The organism is Stenotrophomonas sp. GSD10 (assembly GCF_056172695.1).
This window is the reverse complement of the sequence record NZ_JAOCMC010000002.1, coordinates 2,184,572-2,199,706: the sequence shown is the minus strand read 5'-3', so window position 1 is coordinate 2,199,706 and position 15,135 is coordinate 2,184,572. Positions and strand designations below refer to the sequence as shown.

The window sequence follows — 15,135 nt, the reverse complement described above, 5'->3', positions numbered from 1 at the left end:
CATCCACGCATGGCGTGGATCTACCTGGGCAGGGCCCGGGCATTCCACGCTAGGCTCCGCTGAAGGTATCCAGCAGCAGCTTCACGTTCAACGCCACGATCACCAGGGCGATCACCCAGGCGATGCCGCCCAGCCAGCGCGGCGCCACCAGCGCGCCCATCGTCACCTTGTCGGTCACGATCCGCACCAGCGGAATGATCGCGAACGGCAACTGCATGGACAGCACCACCTGGCTCAGCACCAGCAGCTTCACCGCGCCCTGGTCGCCGAACATCACGATCACCACCACCACCGGAATGATCGCCAGCGCCCGCGTCAACAGCCGGCGCAGCCAGGGCGGAAGGCGCAGGCGCAGGAAGCCCTCCATCACGATCTGCCCCGCCAACGTGGCAGTCACGGTCGAGTTCAGGCCCGAGGCGAGCAGTGCGATGGCAAACAGCGTGGCCGCCGCGCCGACGCCCAGCATCGGTGCCAGCAGCTGGTGCGCCTGTTCGATGTCTTCCACGTCGAATCGGCCGTTGGCATGGAACACCGCCGCTGCCAGGATCAGGATGCTGGCGTTGATGAACAGCGCCAGGGTCAGCGCCAGGGTGCTGTCGGTCACCGCCCAGCGCAGCGCGCTGCGGCGGCCTTCATCGGTGCGCGGGTAGGCGCGTGTCTGCACGATGGACGAATGCAGATACAGGTTGTGCGGCATCACCGTGGCACCGATGATGCCGATGGCGATGTACAGCGCATGCGGATCGGTCACCACCTGCGCGCGCGGAATGAAGCCGCCCAGCACCGCCATCAGCGGCGGCGCCGCCATTGCGATCTGCACCACGAAGCAGGCAAAGATCACCATCAGCAGCGCGATCACGAACGCTTCCAGTGCACGGAAGCCACGGTTCATCAGCAGCAGCACCAGCAACGTGTCCAGTGCAGTGATCACCGCACCCCACAGCAGTGGCAGATCGAACAGCAGTTTCAGCGCGATCGCGGTGCCAATTACCTCGGCCAGGTCGCAGGCGATGATCGCCGCCTCGCACAGCGCCCACAGCGCCAGGTTCACCGGCTTGGGGTAACGCGCGCGGCAGGCCTGCGCCAGGTCCATGCCGGTGGCGATGCCCAGCCGCGCCGACAGCGCCTGCAGGATCACTGCCATCAGGTTGGAAATGAGGATGACCGACAGCAGCAGGTAGCCGAAGCGCGAACCGCCAGCGAGGTCGGTGGCCCAGTTGCCCGGGTCCATGTAGCCGACCGAGATCATGTAGCCGGGGCCGAGGAAGGCCAGCAGGCGGAACCACCAATGGCCCTTGTCGGGCACCGCCACCGAAGCGTTGAGCGCACCCAGGCTGGCCGGAGTGGAGGCCGAAGGGTCGCGGGGCGCCAGGGTGTCCATGGGTTCGAATATAGCTCCTGCTATAGTCATTAGCAATGTGAAACAATCGTCTTTATCGCGTTACTGGTCCAGAATTCAGGTTCAACACCGGATTACACCGGAAGGACAGGCGCAGGCGTGGGCAAGACCGACGATTCGACATCGCTGAAAAGCACCCCCTTGATCGAGGCCGAGCGCCAGGTCGAGAGCTTCCGGCAAGTGCGCGAGGCGCACCGGATGGAGCTGGTGGAGGACTATGTCGAGCTGATCTCGGACCTGCTGGCCGACGGCGGCGAGGCCCGCCAGGTTGATATCGCCACGCGTCTGGGCGTGGCCCAGCCGACCGTGGCGAAGATGCTGCGGCGGCTGGCCCGTGATGGCTGGGTGGTGCAGCGGCCGTACCGCGGCGTGTTCCTGACGCCCGAAGGCGAGGCGCTGGCCCATGCCAGTCGCCAGCGGCACCAGACCGTGGAGCGTTTCCTGCTGGCGTTGGGCGTGGACGCGGATACCGCACGGCGCGATGCCGAGGGCATCGAGCACCATGTGAGCGAACAGACACTGGCACTGTTCGAGGCGTTCGTGCGCAAGGCCGAGGGCGGTTGAGTCACGTTTCCTGTAGAGCCGAGCCATGCTCGGCTGCCATTCGCGTGATGACTGGGGCATCCACGCATGGCGTGGATCTACAATCCAGGCGGGCATCGCGCCTGCTGCTGCGCGCATGCGCGTCTCGTCCATTCCTTCAACACTGGCTGCAGGCCCTCATAGCGGCGCCCGTGCCAGCCGTTGGCCAGAACATTGCCATCGGCATCGATCAGCACCAGGTTCGGTGGGCCCAACCCGGCCAGGGCCTGTAGTGCCGGCATGCGCGCGGCGCGGCGCGGGTCCAGCACCGGCCACGGCATGCTCTGCGCGTGCATGTAGCGGCGCAGCGCGGCCTCGCTTTCGTCCAGGCTGACGTACACCACCTCGGTATCGGCGCCGGCCTCGCGCAACGCATCGCGCAGACTGCGCAGGGTTGGCACGAAGGCATGGCAGGGAGCACACCAGTCGGCACCGAAGTAGAGCGCGACCAGCTTCGGCGGTGGCGACCACTGCATCGGTCGCAGCGAGCGTTGTTCGGGCCGCATCAGCGAGGCGGAGACCTGCGCATGCAGGTCCGCGCCCATGGCCGGTGCCGCCAACAGCAGTGCAGCGGCCAGCAGCAACCTGCGCAGTGGTTCAGAACGCATAGCGCAGGTTGACGTACCACGAGCGCGCGAAACGCGGCCCGTAGACATAGTCGCTGTCACGCAGCGCACCCACTTCCAGATCCTTCTGGCGCTGGTCGAACACATTCTTGACCCCCGCCGCCACCGAGACTTCCTGCTGTGCCTGCGCGCCCAGATGACGATGCCAGCGTGCGCCGAGGTCGGTGACCAGGAACGAGCGCGTGCGGTGCAGTTCGCCGAGCCGGTTGTTCAGCACCGACATCGGCCCGGTGTGGCGCAGGGCGACGAACGTTTCCCACGGCTCGGCCGGCATCCAGCTGAGCTGTGCCACGCCGCTCCAGCGCGGCGTCTTCAGGTAGTCACGGCTTTCGATCACGGTGTCGCCACCGTCGGCAGTGTCGTCGAAGATGCGCTGCGGCTCGCGGAAGCGTGAGCGGTACCACGAGGCCCCCGCCGTCATGCGCCACTGCGGCGACGGTTGCCAGCCGAGGTTGGTCTCCGCGCCCAGCACGTTGGAGCCGGAAGCGTTGTAGCGCAGCTGGCTCAATTGGCCATCGTCACCGCGCTGGATCTCGCCCAGTGCGAAGGTGTCGCGGATGCGTGCGTACGATGCGGTGGCATCCCAGCTCCACACGGGATTGGCCGGGTCCGAGCGCCAGTCGAAACCGAACAGGGTGGTGAGCGCGCGTTCTTCCTTCAGGCCACCGGTGTTGCGCACGCGCACCTGTTCGCCGCCGAGGGTATCGACGTGCACATCCTCGACGAAGATCTCCGGTGCGCGGAAGCCGGTGGCGATACCGGCGCGCCACTTCAGGTTCGGCGTGGCCTGCCAGGCCAGCGCGATGCGCGGCGAGAACACCGCGTTGTCCAGCTCCGAGCTCTTGTCCACACGTGCACCCAGCACCAGGTCCACGCTGTCGCGCAGGCTCCACTCGTCCTGGATGAAGGCGCCGAGGTTGTGGAAGGTCGCATCCTCCAGCACGGCAATACGCTGCCCGTCACCGGTGCGGTTGTCGTCGCGCAGCGCCTCGTGCTTGTACTGCACACCGAAGGCCAGCGCATGCGCACCCAGCCGCCAGTTCAACTGGCTGTCGAGGTAGTGCAGCGGATTGTGGGTGCGACCGTACTGGCGCCACGAACGCGAGGCCGCGCTGCCGGCCACGTTGTGGTCCAGCTGCGACGGGTCATAGCCGGGCGCTGAGGGATCGGTAACGACCTCGCCCAGGCCGCCGTAGAAACTATCGCGGTCGATATCAGCGAACGCATAGGCAAGGCGGAAATCGACGGCGGCATTGATTTCCTGGTCCCAGGACACGCTGCCGCGGCGGTATTTCGTATCCAGCGATTCGGCGATGTTGGCCAGGTACTCCGGCTGCTCCAGTCGGTTGCCGCCACGCCGGGTTTCATCGGTCACCTGCAGGTCCAGGCGCAGCCGAGTGCCCGGCGTGGGCGCATACCAGGCCTGCAGCCCGCCGACCTTGAGGTTCTTGCGGGTGATTTCGGTGTAGCCGTCACCGTTGTAGTCGATGCCACTGTTCCAGTTGCGCTGGGCAATCACTGAAAGCCCCGCGTCGGCGTCTTTCGCCACCAGGTCCAGGCGCACGTCGGCATTCTTCTGCGGCGTGCCCTTCAGCATGTCCACGCCGGCCTGCACATGGCCACCGCTGCGCGCCGGCAGCGGCGGGATCAGGTTGATCACACCGGCCACCGCGCCCGGGCCGTACAGCGCCGAGCCACCGCCCTTGACCACTTCAATGCGGTCCACGAACCCGGCCGGAATCTGCTCCAGTCCATAGACGCTGCCCAGCGTGGACAGCAGCGGGATGCCGTCGAACAACAGCTGGTTGTAGGCGCCGGGCAGGCCCAGCAGCTGCACTTCGCTGGTGTTGCAGTTCTGGCAGTTGCTTTCCACGCGCAGGCCGTTGATCAGCTCGGCGGCGCGTGAGAAGTCGGTGGCCGCGCGCAGCGCGATGTCCTCCTTGCGCAGCACTTCGGTGCGGATCGGCACGTCCGACAGCAGGCGTTCGCTGCGGGTGGCGGTGCTGACCTTGACCTGCACGCGGTCCAGTTCGGTCGGCTGGGGGCGGCGGCCAGCGTAGGTAGCGGCAGCGTGAGCGCGATGGCGGCGGCCAGTTGCAGGGGGCGGGGAGGTGGATGGCGATGGGCATGGGGGGCGTCGTCCTTGGGGGAGGGAGGGCGGCGGGGGTGTCCTGGCTGGCGCATATAAAAGCAGGCGCTTTGATATATAGCAAATGCTATATCAATGCATGACCAGACCTGCGCGAGGGCCAGGCCGGCGGGCGGATCATGCGGGTGTTATAACATTACATTCGGGCGCAACAACCGTGTCGGTGGTCATGTCGTTCTGGGAGCTGCGGAGGGGTTGGGGGCAGAGCCCTTTCCTGCGGAAAGGGATCCGATCCCAGGTCTGGCGCTGATCAGCCGCGGCGGAAGGCGGCGGGGTGCGGGCGCCGACGATGATCATGCGGATCATCGTGGAGATCTGTTCGACCAGCTCCGGGTCTTTCTCGGGGGCTGGTCCATGGCCGAAGCCCCCATCGCGAACACCAGGCGGGTGATCGCCATCGAGACCAGTTCCGGCTTGTGCAGGACCGCGCCATCGAGGGCGGCCAGGCGCACCAGGTCGTGCTGCAGCTCTTCTTCGAAATAGTGCAGCTCGCGTTCGACCGCGTGCTTGAAGTCGTCCGAGCCGACCGCACCTTCGCGCAGCAGCACGTGCAGCAGCTTGTCGTCGGCACGCAGCTGCTCCATGAAGGTTTCCACCGACACCCGCACCACACTGGTGGCGCTGGAGGTGGCGCGCTGGCGGGCCTCACCGATGATCGTGCGCAGCGAGCGGCCGGCCACGTCGATCAGCGCCACGGCCAATTCGTCCATGTCGCGGAACTGCCGGTAGAAGCTGTTCGGCGCGATGCCGGCCTCACGTGCAACTTCGCGCAGACTCAGCGTGGACAGGCTGCGGTGCGGCCCGATCAGCTTCAGCGCGGCGGCCAGCAGATCCTCGCGGCTCACCGTGCGGCGGGCCGGGCTGCTGGCATCTTCGTTCGGCGTCAGGGCGGTGGCGGCGGCCATGGGGGTTCCGGTGCGGCGAGGCTGAATCATACCCAATCCGGTTCAATATACACATGTATACACAGGTGTATGTGCGCCCGTATAGTGCGCCCATGAGCGCTGTCGTCCGTCCGTCCCTGTTCTCTCCATACCGCTGGGTCTCGCCGTCGCTGTTCGATTTCTGGGCGGGCCAGCTCAATCCCCTGTGGACCCTGCGCGCGCCGATGGCCCGTCTGGTCCGGCGTGAGCCGGCCGGCGAGGGCGCGGCGACCCTGGTGCTGCGCATCAACCGGCATTGGGCCGGCATGCGCGCCGGCCAGCACGTCACCCTGGGCGTGGAGATTGAAGGGCGCCTGTGGCAGCGCAGCTACAGCCCCACCGCGTTGGGGCGGCGCGAACTGGCGATCACCGTCAAGGCGGTCGAGGGCGGCCGGGTCAGCCAGCATCTGGTCCACCACGCGGAGCCTGGCGAGCTGTTCCGCCTCGATAGCGCCTTCGGCGAGTTCCATGTGCCGGCCGCCGCGCCGGTGCTGCTGCTGGCCGCCGGTAGTGGCATCACGCCGATGCGCAGCCTGCTGCGCGAGGCCTGCCAGCGCCCGCTGGCGGCACCGGTGGACCTGTTCTACTGGGAGCGCACCGCCGCCCATCTGCAGTTCCGTGATGAACTGCAGGCGCTGGCCGCGGCGCAGCCGAACCTGCGCGTGCACCTGCTGACCACCCGCGACGGCGAGGTGCCGGCCGCGCGCATCGATACCCACGATCTGCAGGTTGCGGGCGATGACACGCCGCTGGCGCAGCGCCACGTGCTGGCCTGCGGCCCGGATGGGTTCGTCGCCGCTGCACGTGCGCGGCTGGCGCAGCAGGTCGCCGGCTTCCAGGCCGAAGCCTTCACCCCGCCGGCGCCGATCGATGATGCCGACAGCCAGGGCGAAGTGTCGCTGACCCTGGCCCGCAGTGGCCGCCAGCTGAGCGTGCCGCGTGGCCGCTCGCTGCTGGAAAGCCTGGAAGCGCATGGCATCAAGCCCAAGCACGGCTGCCGCATGGGCATCTGCAACACCTGCACCTGCGATCGCGTCAGTGGCGCCACCCGCCACCTGCGCACCGGCGACCTGCAGTCCGAATCGGCACAGCCGGTGCGGATCTGCGTGAGCGCACCGACCACCGACCTGACCCTGGATCTCTGAGGACGCCTGCCATGACCCGCGCTACCGACCGTGCCCTGAGTACTGCCGAGATGCATGCCTTCGGTGAGGAACTCGACGCGATCCGCGACCGTGTGATCGGCAGCCTCGGCGCCTCCGATACCCGCTACATCCGCCGCGTGGCCGCCGCCGTGCGCTGGTTCGGCGTGGGTGGCCGTGGCCTGCTGTTCCTGGCGGCGTTCTCGCCGCTGTTCTGGATGCCGCTGCTGTGGCCGGCCGCGATCACCGGCACCTTGCTGCTGGCGCTGTCGAAGATCCTGGAGAACATGGAGCTGGGCCACAACGTCATGCACGGCCAGTTCGACTGGACCGGTGATCCCAAGCTCAACGGCAACACCTACGAGTGGGACATCGTGGCCACCGCCGACAACTGGCGCAAGACCCACAATTTCCGCCACCACACCTACACCAACGTGCGCGGCATGGACGATGACATCGGCTACGGCCTGCTGCGCATCTTCCCGGAACAGCGCTGGAAGCCGTTCTACCTGCTGCAGCCGATCATCGCGCCGATCTTCGCGCTGCTGTTCCAGTGGGGTGTGGCCGCGCAGGACCTGCGCCTGGGCCGCTGGCTGAAGGGCCGCATGAGTGCCCGTGCGATGTGGCTGCAGACCCGCCCGGTGGCGCGCAAGATGGCCCGCCAGGTGCTGAAGGACTACGTATTCTTCCCGCTGCTGGCCGGCCCGTTCTTCCTCACCGTGATGCTGGGCAACATGGTGGCCAACGGCCTGCGCAACATCTGGACCTACGTGATCATCTTCTGCGGCCACTTCACCGCCGAATCGGAAACCTTCCCGAAGGAATGCCTGCGCAATGAATCGCGTGGCCACTGGTACCTGCGCCAGCTGCGTGGCTCGTCCAACATCAGCGGCGGCTTCCTGATCAACGTGCTGTCGGGCAATCTCAGCCACCAGATCGAGCACCACTTCTACCCGGACCTGCCGGCCAACCGCTATGCGGCCATCGCCAAGGAAGTGAAGGACATCTGCCGCCGCTACGGCCAGCACTACAACAACGGCTCGCTGCCGCGCCAGTTCGGCCAGGTGGTCTGGCGCATCCTGCGCCACGCGTTCCCGAGCAAGCCGCGCCGCCTGCCGATGGCGGACATCATGTCCGCCCCGGCATCGGCCAACGCGGGCTGATCGACTCAGCCGGTCTTCGCCTGGTCCGCCTGTTCGCGGTCCAGGCGACGCAGGAACACCTGCATTTCCTTGCGTGCCTGCTGGTCGCCCTTGCTGCCGGCCACGCTCAGCCCGCGCTGCCACGCCTCGCGCGCCGCCTGCGGCTGGCCACTGGCCAGCCAGGCCTTGCCCAGTAGTTTCCACGCCGCCGAATACTGCGGATCGAGCACCACGCAGCGGCCCAGATGGGTGGCCGCGCGCACCGGGTTGCCGGCATCCAGCCAGCTCTTGCCCAACCCGAAGCGCAGCAACGCGCCGTCCTTGCCGGTGGCGAGCATACATTCCAGTGCTTCGATGTTCATGGCCGCACCTCCACCAGCAGTTCGGCCGGTCCTGGCTGGAACCGGCCGCGATGGAACAGCAGTGGTGTGCCGCCGTTCTCGTTGACTTCGATGATGCGCCCGGCCAGCAGCAGGTGATCGCCGACCGGCCACATCGCGTGGCGGGTACAGGTGAGATGGGTGACCGCACCGGCGATGCGCGGCGGTGCGTCGTCGCTGTCATCCAGCAGTGCCAGGCCGGCAAAGCGGTCGCGCGCCTGTGGGTCGGCAAAGCGCCGGGCCAACGCTTCCTGGCCCGCCGCCAGCACGCTGATCGCAAAGCGGGTGGCGCGCTGGAAGGTGGGCAGACTCTGCGCATGCAGCGCCAGGTTCCACAGCACCAGCGGCGGCTGCAGTGAGACCGGCACGAACGAATTGATGGTCAGGCCCACCGGCTTGCCTTGCGCATCGCGCGTACAGACGATGGCCACGCCCGTGGGGAAATGGCCGAGCAGCCGACGCAGGGCGCGCGGCGGCATCTCGACCGACGGCACCGGGGCCGGGGCGGGGAACACCCCGCCCACGGCCCGGCGTAGGGCAGTGTCTCGCCGCTCATGAGGCCCGGGCCTGGCGGTAACGCCGGCCGACCTCGGCCCAGTTGATGAGGTTGAAGAACGCGCCGATGTAGTCCGGGCGACGGTTCTGGTAGTGCAGGTAGTAGGCGTGCTCCCAGACATCCAGTGCCAGGATCGGGGTGTTGCCGGACAGGCCAACGGCCGCACCCATCAACGGACTGTCCTGGTTGGCGCTGCTTTCGACCCGCAGGTGGCCATCGCGATCGGTGGTCAGCCATGCCCAGCCACTGCCGAAACGGGTCTGCGCGGCCTTGCTGAAGGCCTCCCTGAAGGCATCGAAACCACCGAGATCGCGCTCGATCGCAGCGCTCAGTTCGTCGTCCGGAACGCCACCGTTGGCGCTGAGCACGGTCCAGAACAGGCTGTGGTTGGCATGGCCGCCGCCATTGTTGCGGACGGCGCCGCGCTGGGCTTCGGGCACGGCATCGAGGTGGGCGATCAGCGTCTCCACCGGTTGTTCGGCGAGGCCGGCCTGCTCGATGGTGGCATTGAGGTTGTTGACGTAGGTCTGGTGGTGCTTGCTGTGATGGATTTCCATCGTGCGCGCATCGAAATGCGGCTCAAGGGCATCGTAGGCGTAGGGGAGCAGGGGAAGCGAGTACGACATTGAAGCGATCTCCGTGGGGAAGGCCAGGGGGCTGGCCGGTGCGGAGATCGTTATCGCACCTCAACATTGGTTTAGGTCAAGCGCAACGTGCAGGCGCGGTAGTGCCGGCCGCTGGCCGGCAATCAGGCAGCATCGGGATGCCGGCCAGCGGCCGGCACTACCGCAATCAGCTCAGCCATGCCCTGCACGCGCCATCGGCCTGCTCGCCGCAGACCTGCTGCATCCGCTGCTGCAGCCGCGCCAGCGTCTGCGCGCCCTGGTGCTTGCTGCTCCAGGTCTTCAGCTGGCCGGCCAGCCGCTCGAAACGCTGCCGCGTGCGCTGGTGGTAGCCCGACGGCTGGGCGTCCAGTTCGGCGATCAGCGCGGTGGTGGCCTGTTCGATACGCGGTGCATCGTCCGGTGCAAGCTTCAGCAGGCCTTCGACGTACAGCACGCCCCACTGCACGCGGGTGGCCGGGCCCTGTGCGCTGTCGTACGCACGCTTCAGCCATTCCAGTGCGGCGGCGTCGTCGCCGCGCTGCTCGGCCAGTTCGGCCAGCTCGGGCATGTAGTAGTACGGCTGCTCGCTACGCTTGAGCTCGGCCAGCAGCAGTGCCTCGGCGCCGGCATCGTCGCCGACCTGGCGCAAGGCGTAGACCGCGCTGCTGATCGTGGCCTGCCGCGCATGCGCGTCGCTGGCGGCGGCATCGGCGGCAGCCACGCGCTGCTGCACGCGTTCGACCAAGGCGGCCGGCAGCGCGCCCTTCGGTTGCGCCTGGCGCGCCAGTGACACTTCTGTCAGCACGCGCGACAGCGCATCGTCGGCGCGGTCGCCGCGCTCGGCATCGGCGCGTTCCAGCGCCACCAGCAGTTGCTGGCCCAATGTGTTGCTGGTGGCAGGGCCGGCACTGGCCTGCTTGACCAGCTGAGCGCCGGCATAGCCGAGCAGCTCGCGATTGCGACGGACCTCGGTTGGCTGCGCCAGGACCGCCTGCAGCAGTTCGCGCACCTGGGTGGGGGCGGTGCCTGGCTTTTCCGAAGTCGCCAGCGCCAGCAGCGCGAAACGACGTTGCAGCGCCGCGTCCCGTGCCGCCCTGGACAGCTGCTGCAACACATCGGGGCTGCCGCGCTCGCCGGCCAGGCGATTGGCGTCCACTTCCCAGCCATAGTCGCCCAGCACCTGCCAGTCCTCGGCGGTCAGCCTGTCCGGCGTGGCCAGTGCCGTGGCCAGCGTGGCGGCCACCGCGCTGCGGCGGCTCGCGGCCAGGGTCAGTGCGCGGGTCAGCTCGGCCGCGTCGTTGCCACCGGCCACGCGGGTGATCTCGTTGCGCTTGGGGTCCAGCACGATCAGGGTCGGATAGCCGCGCACGCCGAAGCGCTCGCCCCAGGCCTGTGCGCCTTCCTCGTCACCGTCCAGATAGACGGGCACGAACTTGCCGGTCAGCGCGATGAACGCCGGGTCCTTGAACAGGCCGGCCTTGAGCTGGTTGCAGGGCGGGCACCAGACCGCGCCCCAGTACAGCAGCACCGGCTTGCCGCTGTCGACGGCCTCGGCGAAGGCATCGTCGACATCGCCCTGGCGCCAGGCGATGGCCTTGGCCGCTGCCGGCTCGGAGGCCTGCACCGCGGCAATGGGCGCCTGCGCCGGGGAGCAGGCGCTCAGCGCCGTGGCCAGCAACAACAAGGGAAAGGCAGCGCGCATCGGCAGCATCTCGAAGAGCCAGGGTAAGCCGGCATTGTAGGAAGTGAGGTCGGCTGCATTGATTCAGTTTGATCATGAGCAGCAAGGGGCAGGGCATATGCGCCCTGCGCTCAACCCGGGCGCTGCAGCTCCGCCGCGAGCACGCCGGCCATCCAGGTCATGAAGGCTTCGACACGGCGGGGCAGGTGGCGGCGTTGCGCATAGACCAGATGAACCGGCATCGGCTCGGCCACGCAGTCGGGCAGCACTTCCACCAGGCGGCCAGTGAGCAGTGCATCGCGGGCGCCCAGTTCCGGTACCTGGATGATGCCCAGCCCGGCCAGCGCAGCGGCGCTGTAGCCATCGGCGCTGTTGACGGTCAGCGCGCCGCGCATCGGCCAGCTCTGGTAGCGCTGGCCGTCGAAGTACTCGAAACCCGGCGAGCGCTGGCCGAGGGTGCCGACGTAATGCACCAGGTGGTGCTGGTCCAGATCGGCCAGCACCTGCGGAACGCCGCGTGCAGCCAGGTAGCCGGGGCTGGCTGCGTTGACGATGCGCATCTGCCCGAGCGGACGGGCCACCAGGCTGCTGTCGTCCAGATGGCCCACGCGCAGCACGCAGTCGAAGCCTTCGCGCACCACATCCACGCGTCGGTCGGTGGCGCTCAGTTCCACTTCCAGGCCCGGATGCAGCGCCAGAAAGGCTGGCAGCTGCGGGATCACCACGTTGCGCGCCATGCCGCCGGGCATGTCCACCCGCAGGCGCCCACTCAGTTCGCTGGGCTGACGCCGGAACAGATTCTGCAGTTCCTCCATGTCGTCCAGCAGATCGTGTGCGCGCTGCTGCAACTGCGCGCCGTCGGCGGTGAGGTGGACGCGGCGGGTGGTCCGGTGCAGCAGCTGGGTACCGAGGTCGGTTTCCAGCCGGGCGATGGCCTGCGACACACTGGCCTTGGGCAGGCCGAGGCTGTCCGCCGCGCGGGTGAACGAGCCCAGCTCGGTAACGCGCAGGAACACGCGCAGGGTGTCGAGGCGGTCCATCAATTGTTCACCTGGATTGAACAGTAAAACCAGCATCGCGCGATTTATGCGCGACGGCAATCCCAATAGTCTGGACGCACCTCCTCCTTACCCGGTGCCTGGCCATGACGTCTTCCTCCCGTGTTGTCCTCATTACCGGCGGCAGCCGCGGCCTTGGCCGCAACGCCGCCCTCGCGCTGGCCGCCGACGGCGCCGATATCGTGATCACCTACCGCGCCCAGGCCGAGGCGGCGGCCGAGGTGGTCCAGCAGGTGCAGGCCCTGGGCCGTCGCGCGCAGGCGTTGCCGCTGGACATGGCCGACAGTGCGGCCTTCCCCGAATTTGCCGTCCGCCTGCGTGACGCCCTGCAGTCGTGGGGCACCGGCAGCTTGCAGGGTCTGTTGAACAACGCCGGCGAGGGCCTGTACGCGCCCATCGCCGACACCACCGAAGCGCAGTTCGACCATGCCGTGGCCGTGCATCTGAAGGGGCCGTACTTCCTGACCCAGGCGTTGTTGCCGTTGATCGCCGATGGCGGCCGCATCCTCAACGTGTCCAGCGGCCTGGCGCGCTTCTCGCTGCCGGGCAGCTCGGCCTACGCGATGATGAAGGGCGGCATCGAGGTGTTCACCCGCTACCTGGCCAAGGAGCTGGGCGCGCGTGGCATCAGCGCCAACACGCTGGCACCGGGTGCCATCGAGACCGACTTCGGCGGTGGCCGGGTGCGCGACGATGCGCAGGTCAATGCGATGGTGTCGTCGATCACTGCGCTGGGTCGTGCCGGCCGGCCCGATGACATCGGCCCGGTGGTGGTGGCGCTGCTGTCGCCGGCTACCGGCTGGGTCAACGGCCAGCGGGTGGAAGCCTCTGGTGGGATGTTTGTCTGATTGCCGCCGCTACTGCGGCGCGGCGTAGCGGAGGGGCTGGTACACCAGCCCGTTGAACTCACCCACGTCGCCGTCCAGCGCGAAGCCGTAGCGCTGGTAGGTGGCCACGGCATTCAACGACGCGCGCACGCTCATCGACGGCGTGCGCAGCTGCGGCAGCACGGCCTGGAACAGGGCGTGGCCGATGCCCCGGCCCTGGCAGCCAGGATCGACGAACAGCATGGCCAGGTGCCGGCCTTCCTTCAATTCGACCACGCCGACGATGCGGTTTTCGTGCTCGGCCACCAGGATGAGGTTGTCGCCGTGCAGGCGCGCAGCGAATGCATCGGCGGTCGCGACGCTGCCGAAGGTCGCGATGCCGGCCTCGCTGAGGGACGGCGCGACGGCGGTGTTGAAGGCGGCCAGGCATACCGCGCTGATCGCGGGCAGATCATCGACGTGGGCGGGGCGGATCCTCGGCATGCAGTGTTCTTCCTGTGGTGCGCGGCGCGTCATCGCCGCCGCAGCCCTGCACGCTAAGCTGTCGCCATGAGTGAATTCAATGCTGCACACGCGTTGGTGTTTCCGAGGCAGGGCCTGAGCCTGGGCCTGATGACGCCGGTGGCGGCGCGCGGCTTGGCCGATCCGCATGCGGCACGACGCATTGCGCGGCTGGCCGATGACCTCGGCTTTGCCGCGCTGTGGACGCGCGACGTGCCGCTGATGGTGCCGCAGGGGCCGGACGCGACAGCCAGCGCGCTGGACGATCCGTTCCTGTGGCTGGGCATGCTGGCGGCGGCCACCGAGCGCATTGCGGTCGGCAGTGCAGCCATCGTGCTGCCACTGCGGCAGCCGTTGCAGGTGGCCAAATCGGCGTTGAGCCTGGACCGGATCAGCGACGGGCGCTTCGTGCTGGGGCTTGGCTCGGGCGATCGCCCGGAAGAGTTCGCGGCGTTCGGCGAAGACCTGGAGGACAGGGCGGCGACGTTCCGTGAGCGTTGGTCACTGCTGTGTGCCGCGCTGTCCGCCGATGCGGAGGAACGGGCGTCGGTGCGGCAGGCCACGGGCGGCTTCGATGTATTGCCAGCGCCCACCACGCGCATTCCGATGCTGGTGGTGGGCAGCGCACGGCAGAGCCTGCAGTGGATCGCGCGCGAGGCCGAGGGCTGGGCCACCTACCACCGTGAAGAGGCGGCGCAGGAAGGCCGCATCGGGTTGTGGCAGCAGGCGCTGGCGCAGCAGGGCGGACCGGCCAAGCCGTTCGTGCAGTCGATGCTGCTGGATCTGCAGGCCGACCCACTGGCGCCAGCGGAAGCCCTGCCGCTGGGCCTGAAGGTCGGCCGCGAGGGGCTGCGCGATTACCTGCAGCGCGTGCACGCGCAGGGCGTGGCGCATGTGATGTTCAACCTGGTCGACAACGGGCGGCCGATGGAGCAGGTAGTGCGCGAGATCGGCGAGCACGTCCTGCCGGGTGTGCTTCGGTAGGCGTCCACCTTGGTGGACACGGGGTCGCCGTTGCGGCCGATGCTTCTTTCGCGCGGCAGCAGTCGAGCAGGGCTCGACTCTACATGGAGTGCGCATCTGCGTATCATTCGCATTTGATATCCCGCTTCCGGAGTTCTGCGTGACCCCATCGACCCCCATGCACCCGAGCGGACGGCTGTTTGCTGCCGTGGCCTTCATCGAGGCCATCACCTGGGCCGGCCTGCTGATCGGCATGTGGATGAAGTACGGGCCGATGGCCAATGTGGCGCTGGTGAAGCTGTTCGGCCCGCTGCACGGCGTGGCCTTCCTGGTGTACGTAGCGGTCACCCTGTTTGCCGCGGTGCGCCTGCGCTGGCCGTGGTGGGCGAGTGCGCTGGCATTGCTGGCGGCCATTCCGCCGCTGGTGACGCTGCCGCTGGAATGGTGGTTCAAGCGCCGTGGCCTGCTGGGGCTGCGTGCAACGCGCTGAACCCGCTGTTGCATGCCCATTCAAGAGAATGGGTATCAAATGCAAATACGAGCCGTTATCATTTGAGGATGGCATCCGCTCCTGAACGGGGTGGATGCCGGACCGGACGCA

General features: G+C 67.9%; 13 protein-coding genes and 3 pseudogenes. 6 read left to right on the top strand and 10 right to left on the bottom strand.

The genetic code is table 11. From position 1 onward, the window contains the following. Nucleotides 1-49 precede the first annotated feature (49 nt). Nucleotides 50-1,381, bottom strand: a complete 1,332-nt coding sequence (locus tag N4G47_RS10445) for an Nramp family divalent metal transporter (RefSeq protein ID WP_475286953.1) — start codon at nt 1,379-1,381, stop codon at nt 50-52. Between the two features lie 117 nt (nt 1,382-1,498). Here N4G47_RS10445 and mntR point away from each other — a divergent pair, with 117 nt between their 5' ends. Further along, nucleotides 1,499-1,963, top strand: coding sequence for a manganese-binding transcriptional regulator MntR (gene mntR / locus N4G47_RS10440; protein WP_049465391.1), 465 nt, complete (start codon nt 1,499-1,501; stop codon nt 1,961-1,963). A gap of 77 nt (nt 1,964-2,040) precedes the next feature. Here the strand turns inward: mntR and N4G47_RS10435 are convergent, their stop codons facing one another. The 3 genes and pseudogenes from N4G47_RS10435 to fabR form a co-directional block, all read right to left on the bottom strand. Next, nucleotides 2,041-2,589 carry a thioredoxin-like domain-containing protein gene (locus N4G47_RS10435; protein ID WP_475286950.1) on the bottom strand — a complete coding sequence of 183 codons (549 nt, stop codon included), beginning with the start codon at nt 2,587-2,589 and terminating at the stop codon, nt 2,041-2,043. Then, nucleotides 2,579-4,707 (bottom strand): annotated as a pseudogene (locus N4G47_RS10430) (TonB-dependent receptor plug domain-containing protein). Before N4G47_RS10430 ends, N4G47_RS10435 begins: the two are co-directional and overlap by 11 nt. A 322-nt stretch (nt 4,708-5,029) precedes the next feature. Then, nucleotides 5,030-5,661, bottom strand: a pseudogene (gene fabR, locus N4G47_RS10425) (HTH-type transcriptional repressor FabR); the annotation flags it as partial. A gap of 92 nt (nt 5,662-5,753) precedes the next feature. Here fabR and N4G47_RS10420 point away from each other — a divergent pair. Together N4G47_RS10420 and N4G47_RS10415 are read left to right on the top strand one after the other, a co-directional pair. Continuing rightward, on the top strand, nt 5,754-6,824 hold the full coding sequence (locus tag N4G47_RS10420) for a ferredoxin reductase (RefSeq protein WP_475286948.1): 1,071 nt from the start codon (nt 5,754-5,756) through the stop codon (nt 6,822-6,824). An 11-nt stretch (nt 6,825-6,835) separates the two neighbouring features. Further along, complete coding sequence (locus tag N4G47_RS10415) at nt 6,836-7,984, top strand: fatty acid desaturase family protein (RefSeq protein WP_008266479.1); 1,149 nt, start codon at nt 6,836-6,838, stop codon at nt 7,982-7,984. A 5-nt stretch (nt 7,985-7,989) separates the two neighbouring features. Here N4G47_RS10415 and N4G47_RS10410 read toward each other — a convergent pair whose 3' ends face one another. From N4G47_RS10410 to N4G47_RS10390, 5 genes and pseudogenes are all read right to left on the bottom strand, one after another. Further along, a complete protein-coding gene (locus tag N4G47_RS10410; RefSeq protein WP_475286946.1) occupies nt 7,990-8,325 on the bottom strand; it encodes a tetratricopeptide repeat protein in 336 nt (111 codons plus the stop codon). Next, nucleotides 8,322-8,899: pseudogene (locus tag N4G47_RS10405) on the bottom strand (flavin reductase family protein). The gene N4G47_RS10410 and the pseudogene N4G47_RS10405 overlap by 4 nt, the downstream one beginning before the upstream one ends. Then, a complete protein-coding gene (locus N4G47_RS10400; protein ID WP_475286944.1) occupies nt 8,896-9,525 on the bottom strand; it encodes a superoxide dismutase in 630 nt (209 codons plus the stop codon). Before N4G47_RS10400 ends, N4G47_RS10405 begins: the two are co-directional and overlap by 4 nt. 166 nt (nt 9,526-9,691) lie before the next feature. Continuing rightward, nucleotides 9,692-11,215, bottom strand: coding sequence for a thioredoxin family protein (locus N4G47_RS10395; protein WP_475286942.1), 1,524 nt, complete (start codon nt 11,213-11,215; stop codon nt 9,692-9,694). Between the two features lie 101 nt (nt 11,216-11,316). Next, nucleotides 11,317-12,291 (bottom strand): LysR family transcriptional regulator, encoded by a 975-nt coding sequence (locus tag N4G47_RS10390; RefSeq protein ID WP_475286940.1) that lies wholly within the window; start codon nt 12,289-12,291, stop codon nt 11,317-11,319. A 38-nt stretch (nt 12,292-12,329) separates the two neighbouring features. Here N4G47_RS10390 and N4G47_RS10385 point away from each other — a divergent pair, with 38 nt between their 5' ends. Beyond that, nucleotides 12,330-13,091 carry an SDR family NAD(P)-dependent oxidoreductase gene (locus N4G47_RS10385; protein WP_475286938.1) on the top strand — a complete coding sequence of 254 codons (762 nt, stop codon included), beginning with the start codon at nt 12,330-12,332 and terminating at the stop codon, nt 13,089-13,091. Nucleotides 13,092-13,100: 9 nt separating this feature from the next. On the opposite strand, the gene N4G47_RS10380 is transcribed toward N4G47_RS10385, so the two are convergent. After that, on the bottom strand, nt 13,101-13,553 hold the full coding sequence (locus tag N4G47_RS10380) for a GNAT family N-acetyltransferase (RefSeq protein WP_475286936.1): 453 nt from the start codon (nt 13,551-13,553) through the stop codon (nt 13,101-13,103). Nucleotides 13,554-13,619: 66 nt separating this feature from the next. On the opposite strand from N4G47_RS10380, the gene N4G47_RS10375 reads away from it, so the two are divergent. Together N4G47_RS10375 and N4G47_RS10370 are read left to right on the top strand one after the other, a co-directional pair. Continuing rightward, the gene (locus N4G47_RS10375; protein ID WP_475286934.1) at nt 13,620-14,555 is read left to right on the top strand and encodes a TIGR03571 family LLM class oxidoreductase; all 936 of its coding nucleotides are present in this window, start codon (nt 13,620-13,622) and stop codon (nt 14,553-14,555) included. 157 nt (nt 14,556-14,712) lie between these two features. Then, nucleotides 14,713-15,024 carry a DUF3817 domain-containing protein gene (locus N4G47_RS10370; protein ID WP_107230770.1) on the top strand — a complete coding sequence of 104 codons (312 nt, stop codon included), beginning with the start codon at nt 14,713-14,715 and terminating at the stop codon, nt 15,022-15,024. The last annotated feature ends 111 nt before the right edge of the window (nt 15,025-15,135 follow it).